The following is an 18,480-nucleotide window of genomic DNA, read 5'->3' as shown; positions in this document are numbered from 1 at the left end:
TGTCTATTCTTCTTCTTTAGGAAGCGTTCTTTGTTGTTTGTTTTGATTCTTGTGATTATCTTTTTGAAAAGAAAGCTGATGAGTTGTTTTTTCTGATATGGATATAATAGGGGTTAAAAAGAAAAGCAACGGTTCGTTATTATCTGTTACGATAATAGTTTCTTTTTTGGATTGATAATTAGAATCGTTAATAGCGATTTCATAGGTTCCTTTTGATAAATTATTTATCTGGAAATACCCATTTTCATCTGTAGAAGTTCCGTAAAAATTACCTTTAGAGCTAAAAAATATAGTTGTTCCAGGTATAGGAGCCTCTGTGTTTTCTTTCAGTATTTGTCCGTGTATATCATACGTTCGCTGTCCAAACAATGAACAGGTGGATATGAGTAGAATAAAGAAGAAAAAATAAGAATTCATTTCTTTTTATTTAGACGGTTTTTAAATAGTTACTGTGAATGCGAAAGTATTAAAAAATGAAAATGCTTTCTTTTTTTGTGAGAAGTTTAACCGATTCTTTTGGTTTTTAAAATGTTCATTTTTTTTGAGAATATTTTCATTAAACACTTTTGTTAATCATTGTTTTTCAGTTTGTTGTGTTTTTGTGTAAAAGTTTTTAAGTACGTTTTTACCCTTGTTTAAGTATTAAAATTGAGTTAAAAATAAGATTTTTCTTTCGAGACTAATCGAGATGTTTATGTCCTCAAGAGGTGGAAATTGAAAAACATTTTTTATAGTGGGGGCGGATTATATCTTTATTTGCCTGTCGATTTGCTGATCCAGTGATATAAAAGTCTCTGTTCTGGAAACCCCTTCGATTGCCTGAATGTTTTTATTTAATACAGTCATGAGATGTTCGTTGTCTTTACAAAGGATTTTGATAAAGATAGACCAGTTTCCGGTAGTATAATGGCATTCGATTACTTCAGGAATTTCTTCTAATTGTTTAACAGCTTTTGGGTTGCTGACGGCTTTGTCTAAGTATACTCCGACAAATGCCATAGTTTTGTACCCTAATATTTTAGGATCTATAATAAATTTGGATCCTGCAATAAGTCCAGAAGCTTCCAGTTTTCTTAAGCGTTGATGGATGGCTGCTCCCGAGATGTTTATTTTTCGGGCAATCTCTAAGATGGGTCTTCTGGCATCTTCCATAAGATTTCGTAAAATCTCTTTGTCTGTACCATCTATTTTTATACTATTTCCTTGATTCTTCATAGGGTGGGTGGTGCGGTAATGATCAAAATATTAATTTGATGCTTGGGTTGATTTAATTTTTTTAAAAGATATGTAATGATTAGCCGGTTACTCTATTAGGGTTGTACCCGAGATATTCACATTCTTTTTCTTTAAAAATGATTCCGTATTCCTCTAATTCTTTGAGGATAGGTTTATATACTTGTTCCTGTATAGGGATTTGAACCCCGGTAAGTGTTATTTCCTTGTTTAGAATTCTTAGGGTTGCCATTGCTACTGGTAGTCCTACTGTTCGTGCCATAGCTGTATATGTCTGATCTTCTCCTATACTGACCATGGTAGCATCGATTTGTTTTTGCTCACCATTGATCTCGTATCCAAATTTGTGATACATAACGATCATGTCTTTATCTCCTTCGTCTAATGTCCATTTGTCCATTAATATTTTTTGAAGGATTTGAGCAGGGGTAGCATTAGGAATGCCTATTTTTTTATCAGGATTAAAGAGGTCTAACTCGATTAGCTTAGCCCACATAATATCATCCTGATCAATTTTTAGATAATGTCTTAGTTTTAATTCTACGGAATCTGTAGGAGAATATGCCAGGAAAGAATTGGTGAACTCCCTGTAACTCATATTTTCGGAGTTTTCAATTGTGTAATCATCAGCGGTCATTCCTAGTTGTACAAATGTATTCCAGGCTCTGGAGAACCCTATTTTTCGAATAGTTCCTCTATAAAGTGTTAGAATATCATCAAGTCCGTAAATGCTTTGGTATTTTAGGGAGTTTCTGTTGGCATAGGCTTCAAATCCTCCGTATTCTTCTATTTCCAGAAATTCAGTCCTTCTAAAAAGTTTGTGATATGGAATGTATTTATAGGTGCCTTCTTGAAGAAATTCTGCAGCACCTCCCTGTCCGGCAACAACCACATTTCTGGGATTCCAAGTGAATTTGTAATTCCATAAATTGGTATCGCTTTCGGGAGCGACAAGTCCTCCGGTAAAGGATTCAAAAAGAACAACCTTAGCTCCTTGTTTTCTGATGCGATCTAATACCTGCATAGCACTCATATGATCGATTCCCGGATCAAGACCTATTTCATTCATAAATAACAATCCTTTTTCCTTGGCTTTTTTATCTAAGGCTTGCATTTCTTCACTTACATATGAGGCTGTTACCATTGATTTGTTGTATTGCAGGCAATCTTTTGCAACTTCTATATGAAATCTCGCGGGGAGCATAGAAACAACAATATCTGCATTTTTGATAGCTGCTTTCCGAGAGTCGCTCTTGAAAACATCTAATAAAATAGCAGTTGTATTAGGGTGGTTAGCTTCTAGTTTTTTGGCGTTTTCTAAAGAAATGTCCCCAATAGTAATATGTAGATTTTCAGTGACAGATTTGTCCTGTAAATATTTTATTAAAACAGCAGTAGACTTACCTGCACCAATAACCAATATCTTTCGCATACTTCATAAGAATTTTGATAACTTTGATACGAATGTAGTAAATAAGGGAAAAAAAAAGTTCGATATCACTAAGTGTTAATTGTGTTTCATTAAAATTTTTGTCTTTATTTATGAAAAACAGATAGAATATAATCAAATTAGGTAAAAAAAACAATGAATAAAGCAATTTTGATTACAGGGGTTGTTGCTGGTATGTTGGCGGTTATTCTGGGAGCTTTCGGAGCTCATGGTTTAAAAAAAATAGTGGACTTAGCAGCAGTTGACTCTTTTAATACAGGAGTTAGGTATCAAATGTATCACGCAATTGTATTATTGGTGCTGGGAAGTATGTCCAAAATAGAAGAACAAAGGAAAAAAAGTATATTTTATCTTTTTACTATGGGAATGGTATTGTTTTCAGGATCTATTTACTTACTGGTTGTAGATCAGTCATTAGGGATTGATTTATCAGGAATAGGGTTTGTAACCCCTATTGGAGGAAGCTTGTTAATCGTTGGGTGGTTTTTATTTTTACGGGCTATTATTAAGATAAAGTGATTTTTTTAGTGGTAGTGAATTAATTATTCCTAATTTTGTCGATACATATAACTAACACAACATATTTTTTTATGGAATCACGAGATCCAATTACGAAAAGGTTTTCGTTAGAAAATTATGGTATTGAGAATGCCACAATGAGGTATCAATTGTCGACAGATGAGCTTCAGGAAGAAACGGTATTAAAAGGACAGGGAAGGATTACAGAATCAGGAGCTCTTGCTGTAAATACAGGGGAGTTTACAGGTCGTTCTCCTATGGATCGTTTTATTGTCAAAGATGATATTACTGCTGATAAAGTTTGGTGGGGAGATATCAATATTCCTTTTGATAAAGACAAATTTGATGCGCTATATGCTAAGGTAACAGCTTATCTTTCCGGCAAGGAAGTTTTTGTGAGAGATAGTTACGCCTGTGCAGATGATGCGTATAGGTTAAATATCCGAGTGGTAAATGAGTATCCATGGTCTAATATGTTTGCCTATAACATGTTTTTGAGACCAACCGAGGAGGAATTAGAAGGATTTGCTCCAGATTGGTTGATTGTTAATGCTCCCGGTTTTATGGCGGATGCCTCTGTAGACGGAACACGTCAGCACAATTTTGCAATCCTGAACTTTGAAAAAAAGATAGCTTTAATAGGAGGGACAGGGTATACCGGAGAAATTAAAAAAGGAATTTTTTCAGCTTTAAACTTTATTCTTCCTGTAGAGAGAAACTGTCTTCCTATGCATTGTTCTGCTAATGAAGGGAAAGATGGTACTACAGCATTGTTTTTTGGATTATCTGGTACAGGAAAAACAACCTTGTCTACAGATCCTAAGAGAAAACTGATTGGAGATGATGAGCATGCCTGGACGGAAGAGAATACAGTTTTTAATTTTGAAGGAGGATGTTATGCCAAGGTGATCGATCTTTCTCAGGAAAAAGAGCCTGAGATTTATGGAGCGATAAAGAAAGATGCGTTGCTGGAAAACGTAATTATAGATAGTGAAGGAGTTGTTGATTATACTAATAGTACAATTACTCAGAATACAAGAGTGAGTTATCCGATTCATCATATCGAAAATATTAAGACCCCAAGTAAAGGGAAAACAGTAGAGAATATTTTCTTTTTGACTGCAGATGCTTTTGGGGTATTGCCTCCGATTTCTAAATTGACTAAAGAGCAGGCTTCTTTTCATTTCATTAGTGGTTATACTGCTAAGGTAGCAGGGACAGAAGCAGGAATCAATGAGCCAAAGCCAAGTTTTTCAGCTTGTTTCGGAGCTCCGTTTATGCCATTACATCCCAAAGAATATGGAGATATGCTAATGGATAAAATTGAAAAAACAGGAGCTAATGTTTGGCTGGTGAATACTGGATGGACAGGAGGAGCTTATGGTACGGGAAGTCGTATGAAGCTTAGGTATACAAGAGCGATGATTAATGCAGCCTTGAATGGAGAGCTGACAGATGTTTCTTATATAGAGGATAAGCATTTTGGTCTAAGTGTTCCGGAAACTTGTCCAGAAGTGCCATCAGAGATTCTTAATCCTAGAAATACATGGGAAGATAAGGAGGCTTATGATGCAAAGGCAGAAGAGTTGTTAGCTTCTTTTGAGAAAAACTTTGAACAATTTAAATAACATAGTGTAGAGAAAAATGTGTCGTGTTAGCTTTCGACACATTTTTTGATAAAAAGAAAGGGAGTGAAATTTTTCACTCCCTTTCTTTTTATGTTTCTTATTTGTTTATTAATGATAGTGTCACTAATTAAAAAAAGCATTTATTTTTTATTCACTTCTTTAATGTATTTCTGAAGCGCCATCGTCATTGATGGGGTTTCAGGGGTTGGTGCTTGTATGTTTACATCCAATCCGTGGGCTTTTGCAGCTTTAATGGTAGAGTTTCCGAACACGGCAATTCTAGTGTTGTTTTGCTGAAAATCTGGAAAATTCTCGAAAAGCGACTGAATACCAGAAGGGCTGAAGAAAACCAGAATATCATAAAATACATCTCTTAGATCTGATAGATCGCTAACAACAGTTCTGTAGAAAACCGCTTGTTTCCAGTTGACCTTTAATCCATCTAAGGTTTCAGGAATTTCTTTCTTTAATTTGTCAGAAGAAGGAAGTAAAAACTTTTCGTTTTTGTATTTCTTTATCATAGGAGATAATTCCTGAAAGGTTCTTTTTCCTACGTAAATTTTTCGTTTTCTGTAGACAACATATTTCTGTAAGTAGTAAGCTACAGCTTCACTTTGACAAAAATATTTAAGGCTATCCGGTACTTTATAGCGCATCTCTTCAGCAATTCTGAAAAAATGATCTACTGCATTGCGACTTGTAAGAATAATCGCAGTGTATTGTGATAAATCTACCTTTTGTTGTCGTACCTCTTTGGCGTCAACACCCTCAACATGAATGAATGGTATAAAATCAATTTTTACCTTTTCTTTTTCTTCAAGCTCAAAGTAAGGTGAATTCTCTACTTTAGGCTCTGGCTGCGAGACCAAAATTGTTTTCACTTTCATATTACTTAATTTTCATAAGTTTTAAGTTTAAGGTTTATCGGGCAATAAGCTTAAACAGCATAAAATACGGGGCAATTTCAAAGGCGCAAAGATATAAAATAAAATAAAATAAGTTGTTTAAAATAACGTTTTCATTCTTTTTGTAGATCATAAGAAGGATGATAAGGTTGATAAGAAGGGTCGAAAAAAGAATGATAGAAACCAGTAAATGTGTAGGGGATACTGTGTATGTCAGTATAATGTCAACTGGTAATAAAATAAGTCCTATGAAATTTCTGTAGGATATTTTTTGAAAAATATAGTCCTCAATGATCTCATCTATCGAAAAAACAGTTCCAAATATTTTTTCAACTAGCATTTTTCCGATTACAAATAATCCGTAAATCGTCATTATTTTAATAAAAAAAATGAAATCCTGCGAATGAGAGTTCCATTTCAAGGTGTTAAAACAGATGAAAGCAAATAAGGAGATGGAAATGATTTGCGCCAATATAAGCATGGCATTAAAAGAAGAGGATAAACGCTTAGGTTTTTGATGCAATGTAATATATTTACTGGTGTTGAACAGCCTGATAAAATCGTTAAACTGAGGAGCATCGATTGTTTTTGCAATGGCTAAAAAAACGAAGCAAAAAAGCAATGCAATAGTGATCCAATTGGTGTCCGATATGTGACGGGTAATCATATCCATAATTCAGCGATAAAATTACGCTTTAGATATTATATGGTAAAATATTATAGCGTACAATTTATACGGTTAGCACATTTCCTTGAGATCTTTCTTTCAGGAGCGATCTTCAAAAATCATAATTGTTGAGCGAAACAGACTAAAAAACCTTGTGAATATTTAATTATATTTGCCGGAAAAGAGCCTAAATGGTAGATGCTATCGTAATTATTCCTACCTATAATGAAATAGAAAATGTAGAACGTATTATAAGAAATGTGTTTTCGTTACAGCGTAGGTTTGATATTCTTATTGTTGATGATAATTCTCCTGATGGAACGGCTGTTTGTGTCAAAGAATTACAAAAAGAGTTTCCAGATCGTCTTTTTTTGAAAGAAAGAAAAGGAAAGCTAGGATTGGGAACTGCTTATATTACTGGATTTAAGTGGGCATTAGAGCGATCCTATGAGTTTGTTTTCGAAATGGATGCAGATTTCTCTCATAATCCTAATGATTTGATACGCTTGTATAATGCTTGTGCTAAGGGGACATCACATGTAGCAATAGGGTCTCGATATGTGACAGGAGTCAATGTAGTAAATTGGCCAATGACCAGAGTGCTATTATCCTGGGGGGCTTCTAAATATGTCCGGTTTATAACAGGGATGGATATTCATGACACAACTGCCGGATTTATCTGTTATAAAAGAGAAGTGTTGGAAAAGATACGACTGGACAAAATTCAATTTATGGGGTATGCTTTTCAGATAGAAATGAAATTCAAAGCCTATTTACTGAAGTTTAAAATAAAAGAAATTCCAGTGATTTTTACCGATAGAACCAGAGGAACCTCTAAGATGAGTAAAGGAATTATTTCTGAAGCTGTTTTTGGAGTGCTAAAAATGAAGATAAAAAGTTTATTTAATTTATACGAAATATAATCATGCAACAAGTACTAATTAAGAATGCTAATATCGTTAATGAAGGAACGATTTTTAATGGAGATGTTTATATAGAAGATGGTGTTTTTAAAGAAATCGCATCGCAAATTAGTGCCAAGTCTCCTGATGTGTTAATTATTGATGCAGAAGGGAAGTACTTGTTACCGGGAGTTATCGATGATCAGGTACATTTTAGAGAGCCGGGATTAACGCATAAGGCAACTATTGAGACAGAATCTAAAGCTGCAATCGCAGGAGGAATTACGTCTTTTATAGAGATGCCCAATACCGTGCCTCAAACCACAACAATAGAAAAATTAGAAGCTAAGTTTTCGATAGCGGCAGAGAGTAGCTATGCAAACTATTCTTTTATGTTTGGAGGGACAAATGATAATCTGGAGGAAATTATGAAAGTGGATTCCAAAAATGTGGCCGGACTAAAATTGTTTTTAGGATCCTCTACAGGAAATATGCTGGTGGATAATCCAGAGGTTTTGGAAAAGATCTTTGCATCTACGGATTTGTTAATTTCGGTACATTGCGAAGATGAAGAAACTATTAGAGAAAACACCAAAGTATATAAAGAAAAATACGGAGATGATATTCCGATTGAATTGCATCCGGTAATAAGAAGTGAAGAGGCTTGTTATTTATCGTCTTCAAGAGCAGTAGCATTAGCTAAAAAAACAGGTGCCAGATTACATGTGTTTCATTTATCTACAGCGAAGGAATTAGCTTTGTTTGATCATACAATTCCTTTGCAGGAAAAGAAAATTACAGCAGAGGTTTGTATTCATCACTTATGGTTTTCGGATGAAGATTATAAAGAAAAAGGGACATTGATCAAATGGAATCCAGCTGTAAAAACAGCAGCGGATAGAGATGCGTTGTTAGAAGGATTGTTGATGGATAAACTAGATGTTATTGCTACGGATCATGCACCACATACTGCCGAGGAGAAAGACAATGTGTATACGAAAGCCCCTTCTGGGGGACCTCTGGTACAGCATGCACTACCAGCTATGTTAGAATTGTATCATCAGGGGAAAATAAAATTGGAAAAAATAGTAGAGAAGATGTGTCACAATCCAGCTATTTTATTTCAGGTAGAAAAAAGAGGATATATCAAAGAAGGTTATTTCGCCGATGCAGTATTGGTAGATCTAAATGCTCCATGGACAGTTAATAAAGATAATATTCTATACAAGTGTGGGTGGTCTCCTTTTGAGGGGAGTACTTTCAAGTCCAGAATAACTCATACATTGGTTAATGGAAGTGTAGTGTATGAAAACTTTACGGTATCAGGGATTAAAAACGGAAAACGTTTGACTTTTGACCGATAAACCTTTAAGGGATATATAAAATACGTTTAATTAAGAAAAAATGAATAAGAAGCTTTGTTTGGTAATAATGACGATCGTGGTTTTTTCATGTCAGAGTATCGACAAAAAAGAAAAACCAGATCCTTTTATACAAGAAGAGAGGATGGTAGAAATTCTGACGGATATTGCTTATGTAAAAGCGGCAAAGATTTCTTATAAAAAAAAATTGGAAGAAAAATACTTTGATCCCGAAGCCTATATTCTAAAAAAACATGGGATTGACAGTCTTGTTTTTGAGAAAAACAGGGCTTGGTATATTACAAAATTAGACCGCTATAAAAAGGTTTTTGATAGTGTTAAAAAGCAATTAGAGAAGAGAAAAGTAGCCTATGAAGAACTCGAAAAAAAAGAAGATTCATTAAAAAGGAAAGAAGATTCACTTCGAATGTTTATTCATAATAAAAACAAAGAAAAACGGGAGATTAAACAACTGAAAAAGGAGCGTAAAAAGAAGTGATTATTTTATTTCTGTATCCTTGATTTATTTTTTTCTTTCAGGAAGAAATTAGCAGCCTCTGTAATGGAGGCTTCTATTTTTTCAAACGAATAAGTGAGCTCTTTTTTGATTTTTTCATTTTCATAAAATGTTTCCGAAAAAGCACTTTTGATAGAAGATCTGAATATAGATCGTTTGGTTCTGAAAAGACGATATCCGATTAATTGCAAGTAATATCCGGTTTTCATCAGAAAGACAGATGCTTTTTTATGGGGCGGTTTTTTATGAAGGGCGTGAGCAATAAGGGTGAATACGGTTTTGTAACTATTGTTCTCACTAACGAGAATATACCGTTCGTCAGAATAATTCCCTTTCATTAACCTGTGTGTGATTTTTACAACATCTGATACGGCGACATATCCAGTGATTCCCGGGGTATGATAAGATAACCCCCTGTGTATTTTAGAAAAAAGTAGCCCGCTTCCACTATCGTAGAAACCAGGTCCGATGATTATTCCCGGATTGACAATAACCGTGTCTAGTCCTTCCTTATTTCCTCTCCAGACCTCCATTTCTGCTCCGTATTTAGTAATGGCATATACCGAATGAGGTTCTTCGGAGTTCCATTCGGAGCTTTCATTGATATTTGTGTTTTCAGCTCCTTTGTTTAGAGTGGCGATCGAACTTATATAACATAGTTTCTGTACTTTTTTCTGTATACAGATATTGACAATATTGGCGGTTCCTTCGATGTTCGTTTTTCGAAGTTCTTTGTAATCTGCCGGGTCAAAAGAAATAAGAGCAGCACAATGATAAACATGGGTGACGTCGTTAAAAGCATCCGTGAGTCCCGGAACATCTTCTAGGGTACATTGAATCCATTGAATAACAGAGAATAAGGAGTCTCCTTCTTGTGGGTGATGGTAATTAAAAATATGCCGAACATACTCTTTTTTTGCTTCTGTACGATACAATGCCTTGATAGGCAGTTCTTCTTTTACCAGTGTTGCTAATAGATGACTACCGACTAACCCTGTTGCTCCTGTGACTAAAATCATGATATAATTTCTGCTGACTAAAGTATAAATTATTTGTTAATCTGAGAGTCTAAAAAGAGCAGAGTTACTATAAACCTCTTCTGTGGAAATGTGTTTTTTTATACAATACCCAATAGGATTTCTTCATGTATCGATAGTGTAATATTATCTCATATTTTTATATTTGTAGGTCATAATAGAAACATAGGAAAATGACTAAGAACTTTATAGAAGAGATCACTTGGCGAGGGATGTTACATGATGTAATGCCAAATACAGAAGAACATCTGTTAGAAGAAATGAGGGGAGCATATGTGGGGATTGATCCTACGGCAGATTCCTTGCATATTGGTCATCTTGTTGGAGTGATGTTATTACGTCATTTCCAATTAGCAGGACATAAGCCTTTTGCGTTAGTAGGAGGTGCTACCGGTATGATAGGAGATCCTTCGGGGAAATCAGCAGAGCGTAATTTGCTAGATGAAAAAACATTAAGACATAATCAGGAGGCGATAAAATCTCAATTAGAGCGATTTCTGGATTTTGATAGTGACGCAGCTAATGCAGCGGTTTTAGTAAATAACTATGACTGGATGAAGGAGTTTTCATTTCTGGAGTTTATCAGAGATGTAGGAAAGCATATTACGGTTAATTATATGATGGCAAAAGATTCTGTAAAGAAAAGGTTGTCTTCTGAATCTTCAGAAGGGATGTCTTTTACAGAGTTTACATACCAGTTGGTACAGGGGTATGATTTTTTACACTTGTTCAGAACGCATAATTGTACCCTTCAGATGGGAGGTAGCGACCAATGGGGGAATATTACCACAGGTACAGAGTTGATTCGTAGAATTGGAGGAGGAAAAGGCTATGCATTGACCTGTCCATTAATAACTAAAGCAGACGGAACTAAGTTTGGAAAAACTGAAGGAGGTAATATCTGGTTAGATGCTGCGAAAACATCTCCATATAAGTTTTATCAATATTGGTTAAATACCAGTGATGAAGATGCTGAAAAATATATTAAAATCTTTACTTTCTTAACTAAAGAGGAAATAGAAGCATTGATTGCTGCACATAAAGAAGCACCACATCAACGTGCCTTGCAGAAAAAACTAGCAGAAGAAATTACTGTTATGGTACACTCTAAGGAAGATCTGGATAATGCGATTGCAGCATCTAATATTCTGTTTGGTAAATCTACTTCTGCAGATTTAAAAGGATTGGACGAAGCTACATTTTTAGATGTGTTTGAAGGAGTACCTCAGGCAGAATTAACAAAAGATCTGATTACTGAAGGATTAGATATTGTTGGGGCATTAGCACAGCATACCGGTTTTCTTAAATCCAATGGAGAAGCAAGAAGAGCTTTAAAGGAAAACTCAATATCTGTCAATAAAGAAAAAGTATCTGATTCATATATGATAGCTACTACAGATTTGATTAATGATCAGTTTGTATTGTTGCAGCGAGGAAAGAAAAATTACTTCGTTATTCGTGTAAAATAAAAGATTAAAAAAAGAACAAAGCCTGTCGGAATTTTCCAGAGCAGGCTTTGTCAACCAACCAATCAATTATTGAAAAAATTCTCTAATGTTTAAGGGTGCTGCCCAATTTCGCCCAATTTTTATCGGCTTTTTCTTGCAGGTCTTCTGCACCTTCCTGTTTCCATTTTTTTAGGGTGTTAATACCCCATGAATTGTAAAACAAATACAATTTTCCATCCCGTATCTCAAATGTTTTAGGGTTTATGGAAACCTTTTCGCCATTAATGCCAATCGCATATGCGCAATATCCGCCATATTGAGGAATATACTTTATGGGATTTTTGTCAAATTTTTCTTTATTTGCGGCAGTAATGAACTGATAGCTTACACCGTTATAGGAACTAGTAAAATTGGGGTCCCCTTTAATTGCTTTATTGTTGAAATATTCTGTAACATCATATCCATTAGCAACAAGACCATTTTTGGTATTGTAATCCTGTTGCGCATAAAAAAACGTAACGACAAACAAGCAAATTATAAGAACCCTTTTTTTCATAGCATATTCTTTTCCGTAAGCAAAGAATAAGTCGGAGATAAAAAAGATTCCTTACATCTTAATTACAGAATTATAAGTAGAAGTGCTTTAAAGAAAATTAGTGGTTTCCGGATAAGGGATTAGTGCACTGATAAGTAAGCTGATACTGTTTTTGGCAATAATAGTAATCGATAATAACGTAGCGGTTACAATCAGTGCGGTAGAGGTGTTGTTTTGCTGAATATCCTTAAATTCATTAATCCCTTTTGTCAGTGCAGAAAACAAAAAGAAAACAGCAATGTTTGTCAGTACAGCAAAGACAAAACCGATAAATAAGTATACTCCTGAATAGGTTATAATTTCAGTGATTGATACTTGATCCTGTCCGGATAATGAAATTCGTATGATATTAGTGATAGACGGGATGATTTCACTTAAAATAAGCCCTATAGACAGGATAATCCCTCCGGTAAAAATAGAAAATGCAATATTATCTTCTCTTAACGATACTTTTTTTAAAAAAACTTTTTGAAGAATTTTGAAGGAAATAAATATGATGACTACTGAAACAAAAATAGATAGTAGTATTTCTATAGAGGCGAGCGTTAGTAGTTTCGTTTTCATATAATAGTTTTATGTGTTTGTCAGGATGATATTCCAGTGTTTTATGTTTGCAAAGTTACTGGGGAGAACGCCGATTGAGAAATTTTTTGAGGTAGTTTCCCATACGTAATAGCGTTTCCCTTTATAAGGTTTAAATTTTCCTTTGGCAGGAATATGAAGTCCCAGGATAGAATGTTTGTAGTAATTACTGTTTAAGATGGCTACCTCGTATCCAAAATGGTTCAGGATGGCAAAAATAAGTACAGTACGGGTGTCACAGTCTCCTTTTAGATTGCCCATGAATAAGGTAGGAGGTTGTATCCCGAAGGGTATATTACCAATGCAACATTTCTGGCATTTTTGCAAGATATCTCTAATTGATGCTTCGTATTTTTCGGGAGATTCGCACTGTTTGCTAAAAACGAAAGAATACGGAATATCTTGTACAAAGGAAACAACCATCTCGGCAAACTCGAATTGCGTTAGCTTTTTTTGTTTTTGAATTTGTTCGAACTCCTGAAGAATTAAATCCAGGTGAGGCGTATTCGTGTTTATAAGATATGCATAGAGATTTGCCCAGTGCATTTTTTGTAAGTGCGAAGTGTGATTGTCGTACGCTTTGGCAGAAGCAAAATAATCCCTTTCTCTAATAGAGAAATCTCCTGAGAATCTATTTCCGTAATTATCTTTCCACTTTCTTTGATGTGTCAGGATAAAAAGAGAATCCCCGTTAATTACTTTTTTTTCCTTAGATACAATTTCTGAAGTTTCTGGCTGGTAGTCATGGATGTTATCGCTGCTGAATAACAAGTTTTTTAAATAAAATATAGCTGCGAATAGGATGACATTAGGAATGAAATACTTTGCAGGTTTCTTTTCGATATACTTTCCGGTAAGCCACGAGAAAAGCAATAAAAAGAAGATAAATAAAGTAAATAAGCGGACAGGTATAAAAAAGCATACAAAACTACTGCTGATAAAAGCAATTAAGACTATTGCAGGATAGCCAAAGCAACCGAGCGTATTGTTTTTTTTCGAAGACATTCTATAGTACCATTAGATTACAACCCCTGATATCACTGTGATCGAATCGACCTAATACCTCGAAACTACCGTCTTTATATTTTTTACCTAGATCCTGAGTTGCAATAAAAGAACAGGAGTGTAGGTTTGCCAGGTCGATAACGTTAATCCCGCCTGTTTTTCCATACGGAATATAGGATAGGGCATCTTCTGTATCGCGAATAATTACATCCATCCAGGGAGGACAATTAAAGCTTCCATTGCCTTTGGAATACGCTTGAGATAATAATTCGGTCATTCCATACTCACTATGAATGGAAGGGACATGAAACCCTTCTGATAGGATACGGTGTAGTTCTTCTCTAATCAATTCCTTTCTTCTCCCTTTCATACCTCCAGTCTCCATAATAATAATATTTTTAAAAGATAAAGGATAAGCTTCTACAAGATCTAATAAGGCAAAAGATACACCAATAAGAAGTGTTTTTTTTGAACTTCCCTCGCATTGCTGTAGTGTTTTAATCAGTTTGTCGGTATCATGAAGATAAAAACCACTGCTACTTGTTTTGCTGTCTTTGATCAGTTGTTCAGCCATATATACCAGAGAGGAGCCTTCTCTTTCCAGATATGAAGGAAGCAATGCTAATACTGTATAATCGGTGATGTCTCCATAGAAATAAGAAAATGCTTTTCTGAAACTTTGTTCATATAGTGCTAAATCAGCTACATAATGTTTGCTGGTTATGGTTCCTGTGGTACCGCTACTGGTGAAAATTTTTGCGATAGAAGGGGTGTTATCAATAACAGGATATTGTTTGAAAAACTCAATCGGCATAAAAGGGATGTCGGTTATTTGTCGTACCGAAGTTTTTGTAACACCTAATAAATTGCAGAATCGCTGATATATTTTATTGTTCGTGTATTGATGTTGAAATACATTTAATGCTACCGTTTCAAAATCTTGGCTGTTTTTAATTGAGAAAATGGATTTCGACAGCATAAAAAGGAGTGTTTATTATGAAACAAAGGTAAAAAAAAACACTCCTACAAAGAGGAGTGTTTTTTTATAAAGTTTAATTAAAATTAATTAATAATAAGTTTTTTTGTGACAGATTTTCCACCTTCTTTGACCTGAATAATGTATACTCCAGTATTTAGTGGAGAAATATCCAGTACTTTTTCAACAAGTACTTTAAAAAGCACTTTTTTTCCTAAAACATTAAAGATGGTAATCGTTTTTGTTTTGGCAGAGGCAGAAGTAATGTATAACTTTCCTTCGTTGGCAGAAGCAGGGTTGGGGTAAATTCGCAATCCTCGTATACTTATTTCAGCCGCAAGGTCTTTTTCAGCATGGGGCGCCTGTGCCTTTACTCCCGGGGTAAAGGAGAGAGCCATGATGCAGGTAAAAATTAGTAATAAGTAGATTTTTTTCATATGATTAAGAGTAGTGATCTGGTTATCAAATATAAAGATACAAATTAAAAATAAAAAAATCGATTATAATAGAAAAATATGCGTTTTTTTGCCTGATTTTTCGTTTTTACTTATAAAGTCTGTATTTTTGGCGTATTATGAAGTTATAAAGAATTAATTCCGACGTGTTTGATAAATGATTTTCTACTGAGGTAGAAACCGTTTGTTGTATTCTGTTATTACGCTATAATTTAATTCTTTAATTTGATGGGTCATCATACTTCAAAATTTCAAAAATCATTATTATTTCTTAAGGCTGCAGTACGTGGTGAACAAAAAGAGTTCACTACAGGAAGTATTCGCAGAGCCGTTTTTATGCTGTCAGTTCCAATGATATTGGAAATGCTGATGGAGTCTATTTTCTTTTTAGTCGATGCTTATTTTGTTTCCAGCTTAGGAGCGGATGCTATTGCTGCGGTTGGACTGACAGAGTCTGTTATGACTCTGGTATATGCCATTGCTATTGGGGTTAGTATGGGGGTTACTTCTATAGTAGCGAGAAGAATCGGTGAAAAAAAGGTAAAAGAAGCCTCTAAATCGGCCGTACAAGCGATATTACTAGGGGTAGGTATTTCGGTTATTCTGAGTATTATCGGAATTGTATTTCCTAAGGAAATATTAGGTGTCATGGGAGGGGATGCTGAATTGATAGAGAAAGGGTACGGATATACTCAGATACTGTTAGGGAGTAATATTACAGTGGTACTGTTATTCCTGATTAATGCTATTTTCAGAGGAGCAGGAGATGCCTCAGTAGCGATGAAAGTATTGATTTTTTCTAATGTTTTGAACATATTATTAGATCCTGTTTTCATTTTCGGATTTGGTCCTGTTCCAGCTTTTGGAGTAAAAGGAGCTGCGATTGCTACAACCATTGGAAGAGGAAGTGCGGTTATTTGTCAGTTTCTGATCTTATTTTATGGAACCAGTAAGATAAAGATTCAGATTTCTGACCTAGTGTTTAGACTGAAATTAATGATGAACCTGTTAAGGGTTTCGGCAGGAGGGATAGGGCAATTTATTATTGGGACTTCTAGTTGGGTATTATTGATGCGTATTATGTCAGAGTTTGGAAGTGAGGTATTAGCAGGATATACAATTGCTGTAAGAGTATTGATGTTTACTTTGATGCCATCTTGGGGAATGAGTAATGCTGCTGCGACTTTAGTCGGTCAGAACCTGGGGGCAGGAGCTGCGGACAGAGCAGAACAGTCCGTTTGGAAAACGGGAAAATACAATGCTATTTTTATGTTCGTGGTATCTGTTTTTTACCTGCTTTGTGCAGAGATGATTATTAGGATCTTTAGCGATGATCCCTTAGTGGTGTCAAGTGGAGCATTGAGTCTTCGAATGATCGCAATAGGATATGTTTTTTATGCTTATGGAATGGTGATTATACAATCTTTTAACGGAGCAGGGGATACCAAAACACCTACGATTATTAACTTCTTTTGTTTTTGGCTTTTTCAGGTTCCGTTTGCCTATATCATGGCATTGGTATTTGATTGGGGTGTGATGGGAGTTTTGATTGCTATTTCTCTGGCAGAAGCATTGATCGCAATTATTGGAATTGTAATTTTTAAAAAAGGAAACTGGAAGAAAGTTACGATTTAAAACCAGTATGCTATCAAAAAAAGAAAATCTCCTTTCGTAACGAAAGGAGATTTCTAAAATCCCTAATTTGTAATAAATTATATAAAGACAATTAGTTTTTTACTGTGTAGTTAGTCCAAGAGAACTTAGAGAAATCAGCTCCTACACCATTAGCAATAGATACTACGTTATCAGCTCCGATAGTGATTGCGTTATCGTTAGTAGTGAATGTACCGTTGATAGTACCTCCTATTTTATCTTCTCCAACATTACCTTGCTGTACAGCACCAGTAATAGTTACAGTTCCGTCTCCTTTATCATCTTTAGTATCGATTCTGTTTCCGAAAGAAGCAGTTCCTACAGTTCCGAAGAATAAGTTGTTAATAGTCACTTCAGAACCTCTTCTGATTTCAGCACCAGACTTTAATGCAGTATCAGCAGATAAATTGATGATCGTTACGTTTTCGAAAGTTGGCTTAGAAACAGGAGTAGCAGCAGTGTTAGATCCGTTACTGTCACCTTCGATACCTCTTGGGTCTTCAGTAGCATCGCTGAAATCTTTTTCTCTTACTCCGAATGCGTTTGTTATTTTTCCTGTATATCCTTCTGTGAAATCAAACATATCATCTTTGATATTAACACATAAGATGTTTTCTACGTTTACAGTTCCTCCGAAGAATTCAACTCCATCATCAGCTCCGTTGAATACAGCGATGTTGTTGATAGTGGTTTTAGTTCCGATAGTATATAGAGAGATTCCGTTGAATTCTTGCTCTCCATTAATTTTTGCTCCTGTGTATTCCGCGATTACATAAGAAAGTGTACCAGAGTTATCTTCTGTGTCGGTTCCTCCGTAGTTTAATCCAGCAACTTCAGTTTCAGCAGTAGCTCCTTTGTTTGTTGGAGTTTTTCCGGCTACAACGATTCCTCCCCAGTCACCAGGTGCAGGGTTTGAAGCATCAGATGTAAAACGAATTGGAGCAGCAGCAGTTCCTTTTGCTTCTATTTTAGCTCCTTGTTCAACAGCAAGAAATACATCAGTACGACCAGATTTAGCCTTGATGATAGTACCTGCTTCTATTGTTAGTGTATTTCCACTTTTTACTTTTAAAGGTCCTGTAAGTAAATATTCAGTGCTGGCACTTAATTTGATATTTGTGTTGATGTTCCCTTTGAAATCTTGAGCATCAAAATCATCCTGAGCGTCGATCTCTAGATCAAATTTTTTGTTGTCGTTTCCTCCCCCATTGTTATCATCATCACTAGAACATGAGAATGCTAATACAGATAGAGCACAGATTGATAAGAATTTGATTGTTTTCATTGATAACTTTTTTTGAGTTTTTTTTGATGCTGCAAATAACTCAATCAGTTCTAAATCCATTGTAAAGCAGGCATTATAAAAATGTTATGAGTTGTTATCTAGTATTAATTTAGTGTTATGTGAGCACCGTATTCGGTTTGAGGTTTTTTAGTAAAAAACAATAGCCTTTCTGATAAGGAAAGGCTATTGTCGAAAATGTTTTTACACTCATGAAGAGAGGGAGTTATTTTCTGTGTTCCAGAATCATTCGTCGTAACTTTTG

Annotated in this window: 19 protein-coding genes; 7 read left to right on the top strand and 12 right to left on the bottom strand. The window is 35.1% G+C overall.

The genetic code is table 11. The features are described from left to right. Positions 1-3: 3 nt before the first annotated feature. The 3 genes from HN014_RS05750 to HN014_RS05740 all read right to left on the bottom strand — a co-directional run bounded on the left by HN014_RS05750 (position 4) and on the right by HN014_RS05740 (position 2,665). Complete coding sequence (locus tag HN014_RS05750; protein WP_176027931.1) at positions 4-417, bottom strand: carboxypeptidase-like regulatory domain-containing protein; 414 nt, start codon at positions 415-417, stop codon at positions 4-6. A gap of 327 nt (positions 418-744) precedes the next feature. Then, positions 745-1,215 (bottom strand): Lrp/AsnC ligand binding domain-containing protein, encoded by a 471-nt coding sequence (locus HN014_RS05745; RefSeq protein ID WP_176027930.1) that lies wholly within the window; start codon positions 1,213-1,215, stop codon positions 745-747. Positions 1,216-1,294: 79 nt separating this feature from the next. Continuing rightward, the gene (locus HN014_RS05740; protein WP_176027929.1) at positions 1,295-2,665 is read right to left on the bottom strand and encodes a saccharopine dehydrogenase family protein; all 1,371 of its coding nucleotides are present in this window, start codon (positions 2,663-2,665) and stop codon (positions 1,295-1,297) included. Positions 2,666-2,818: 153 nt separating this feature from the next. Between HN014_RS05740 and HN014_RS05735 the strand changes: the two genes are divergently transcribed. Both HN014_RS05735 and pckA read left to right on the top strand, forming a co-directional pair. Continuing rightward, complete coding sequence (locus tag HN014_RS05735; protein ID WP_176027928.1) at positions 2,819-3,202, top strand: DUF423 domain-containing protein; 384 nt, start codon at positions 2,819-2,821, stop codon at positions 3,200-3,202. A gap of 71 nt (positions 3,203-3,273) precedes the next feature. Beyond that, on the top strand, positions 3,274-4,830 hold the full coding sequence (gene pckA, locus HN014_RS05730; RefSeq protein ID WP_176027927.1) for a phosphoenolpyruvate carboxykinase (ATP): 1,557 nt from the start codon (positions 3,274-3,276) through the stop codon (positions 4,828-4,830). A gap of 140 nt (positions 4,831-4,970) precedes the next feature. Here the strand turns inward: pckA and HN014_RS05725 are convergent, their stop codons facing one another. Both HN014_RS05725 and HN014_RS05720 read right to left on the bottom strand, forming a co-directional pair. Continuing rightward, positions 4,971-5,717, bottom strand: a complete 747-nt coding sequence (locus tag HN014_RS05725) for a uroporphyrinogen-III synthase (protein ID WP_176027926.1) — start codon at positions 5,715-5,717, stop codon at positions 4,971-4,973. Between the two features lie 34 nt (positions 5,718-5,751). Continuing rightward, positions 5,752-6,408: a DUF4271 domain-containing protein gene (locus HN014_RS05720; RefSeq protein WP_176027925.1), complete on the bottom strand. Its 657-nt coding sequence runs from the start codon at positions 6,406-6,408 to the stop codon at positions 5,752-5,754. 185 nt (positions 6,409-6,593) lie between these two features. On the opposite strand from HN014_RS05720, the gene HN014_RS05715 reads away from it, so the two are divergent. The 3 genes from HN014_RS05715 to HN014_RS05705 are packed head-to-tail and all read left to right on the top strand — an operon-like array spanning position 6,594 to position 9,164. Next, complete coding sequence (locus tag HN014_RS05715) at positions 6,594-7,325, top strand: polyprenol monophosphomannose synthase (protein ID WP_176027924.1); 732 nt, start codon at positions 6,594-6,596, stop codon at positions 7,323-7,325. 2 nt (positions 7,326-7,327) lie between these two features. After that, the gene (locus HN014_RS05710; RefSeq protein ID WP_176027923.1) at positions 7,328-8,668 is read left to right on the top strand and encodes a dihydroorotase; all 1,341 of its coding nucleotides are present in this window, start codon (positions 7,328-7,330) and stop codon (positions 8,666-8,668) included. A 40-nt stretch (positions 8,669-8,708) separates the two neighbouring features. Continuing rightward, positions 8,709-9,164 carry a DUF4296 domain-containing protein gene (locus HN014_RS05705; RefSeq protein ID WP_176027922.1) on the top strand — a complete coding sequence of 152 codons (456 nt, stop codon included), beginning with the start codon at positions 8,709-8,711 and terminating at the stop codon, positions 9,162-9,164. A 5-nt stretch (positions 9,165-9,169) separates the two neighbouring features. Here the strand turns inward: HN014_RS05705 and HN014_RS05700 are convergent, their stop codons facing one another. After that, entirely contained in the window at positions 9,170-10,201 is a 1,032-nt protein-coding gene (locus HN014_RS05700) for an NAD-dependent epimerase/dehydratase family protein (protein ID WP_176027921.1), read from the bottom strand. 191 nt (positions 10,202-10,392) lie between these two features. Between HN014_RS05700 and tyrS the strand changes: the two genes are divergently transcribed. Beyond that, on the top strand, positions 10,393-11,688 hold the full coding sequence (gene tyrS, locus HN014_RS05695) for a tyrosine--tRNA ligase (protein WP_176027920.1): 1,296 nt from the start codon (positions 10,393-10,395) through the stop codon (positions 11,686-11,688). 82 nt (positions 11,689-11,770) lie between these two features. On the opposite strand, the gene HN014_RS05690 is transcribed toward tyrS, so the two are convergent. The 5 genes from HN014_RS05690 to HN014_RS05670 all read right to left on the bottom strand — a co-directional run bounded on the left by HN014_RS05690 (position 11,771) and on the right by HN014_RS05670 (position 15,262). Continuing rightward, positions 11,771-12,223, bottom strand: coding sequence for a YHS domain-containing (seleno)protein (locus HN014_RS05690; protein ID WP_176027919.1), 453 nt, complete (start codon positions 12,221-12,223; stop codon positions 11,771-11,773). An 87-nt stretch (positions 12,224-12,310) separates the two neighbouring features. Then, a complete protein-coding gene (locus HN014_RS05685) occupies positions 12,311-12,826 on the bottom strand; it encodes a DUF350 domain-containing protein (RefSeq protein WP_176027918.1) in 516 nt (171 codons plus the stop codon). Between the two features lie 9 nt (positions 12,827-12,835). Next, a complete protein-coding gene (locus tag HN014_RS05680) occupies positions 12,836-13,849 on the bottom strand; it encodes a hypothetical protein (protein ID WP_176027917.1) in 1,014 nt (337 codons plus the stop codon). 1 nt (position 13,850) lies between these two features. Next, complete coding sequence (locus HN014_RS05675; RefSeq protein ID WP_176027916.1) at positions 13,851-14,828, bottom strand: acyl transferase; 978 nt, start codon at positions 14,826-14,828, stop codon at positions 13,851-13,853. Between the two features lie 83 nt (positions 14,829-14,911). Next, the gene (locus HN014_RS05670; protein WP_176027915.1) at positions 14,912-15,262 is read right to left on the bottom strand and encodes a T9SS type A sorting domain-containing protein; all 351 of its coding nucleotides are present in this window, start codon (positions 15,260-15,262) and stop codon (positions 14,912-14,914) included. A gap of 246 nt (positions 15,263-15,508) precedes the next feature. Between HN014_RS05670 and HN014_RS05665 the strand changes: the two genes are divergently transcribed. Beyond that, positions 15,509-16,915, top strand: coding sequence for an MATE family efflux transporter (locus HN014_RS05665; RefSeq protein WP_176027914.1), 1,407 nt, complete (start codon positions 15,509-15,511; stop codon positions 16,913-16,915). Between the two features lie 91 nt (positions 16,916-17,006). Here the strand turns inward: HN014_RS05665 and HN014_RS05660 are convergent, their stop codons facing one another. After that, positions 17,007-18,218, bottom strand: a complete 1,212-nt coding sequence (locus tag HN014_RS05660) for a hypothetical protein (protein WP_176027913.1) — start codon at positions 18,216-18,218, stop codon at positions 17,007-17,009. Between the last annotated feature and the right edge of the window lie 262 nt (positions 18,219-18,480).

The sequence above is a fragment of the Aquimarina sp. TRL1 genome (genome assembly GCF_013365535.1).
Classification (GTDB): domain Bacteria; phylum Bacteroidota; class Bacteroidia; order Flavobacteriales; family Flavobacteriaceae; genus Aquimarina; species Aquimarina hainanensis.
Note: the sequence above shows the minus strand (reverse complement) of the source record. Positions and strands in the feature narration are given on the sequence as shown.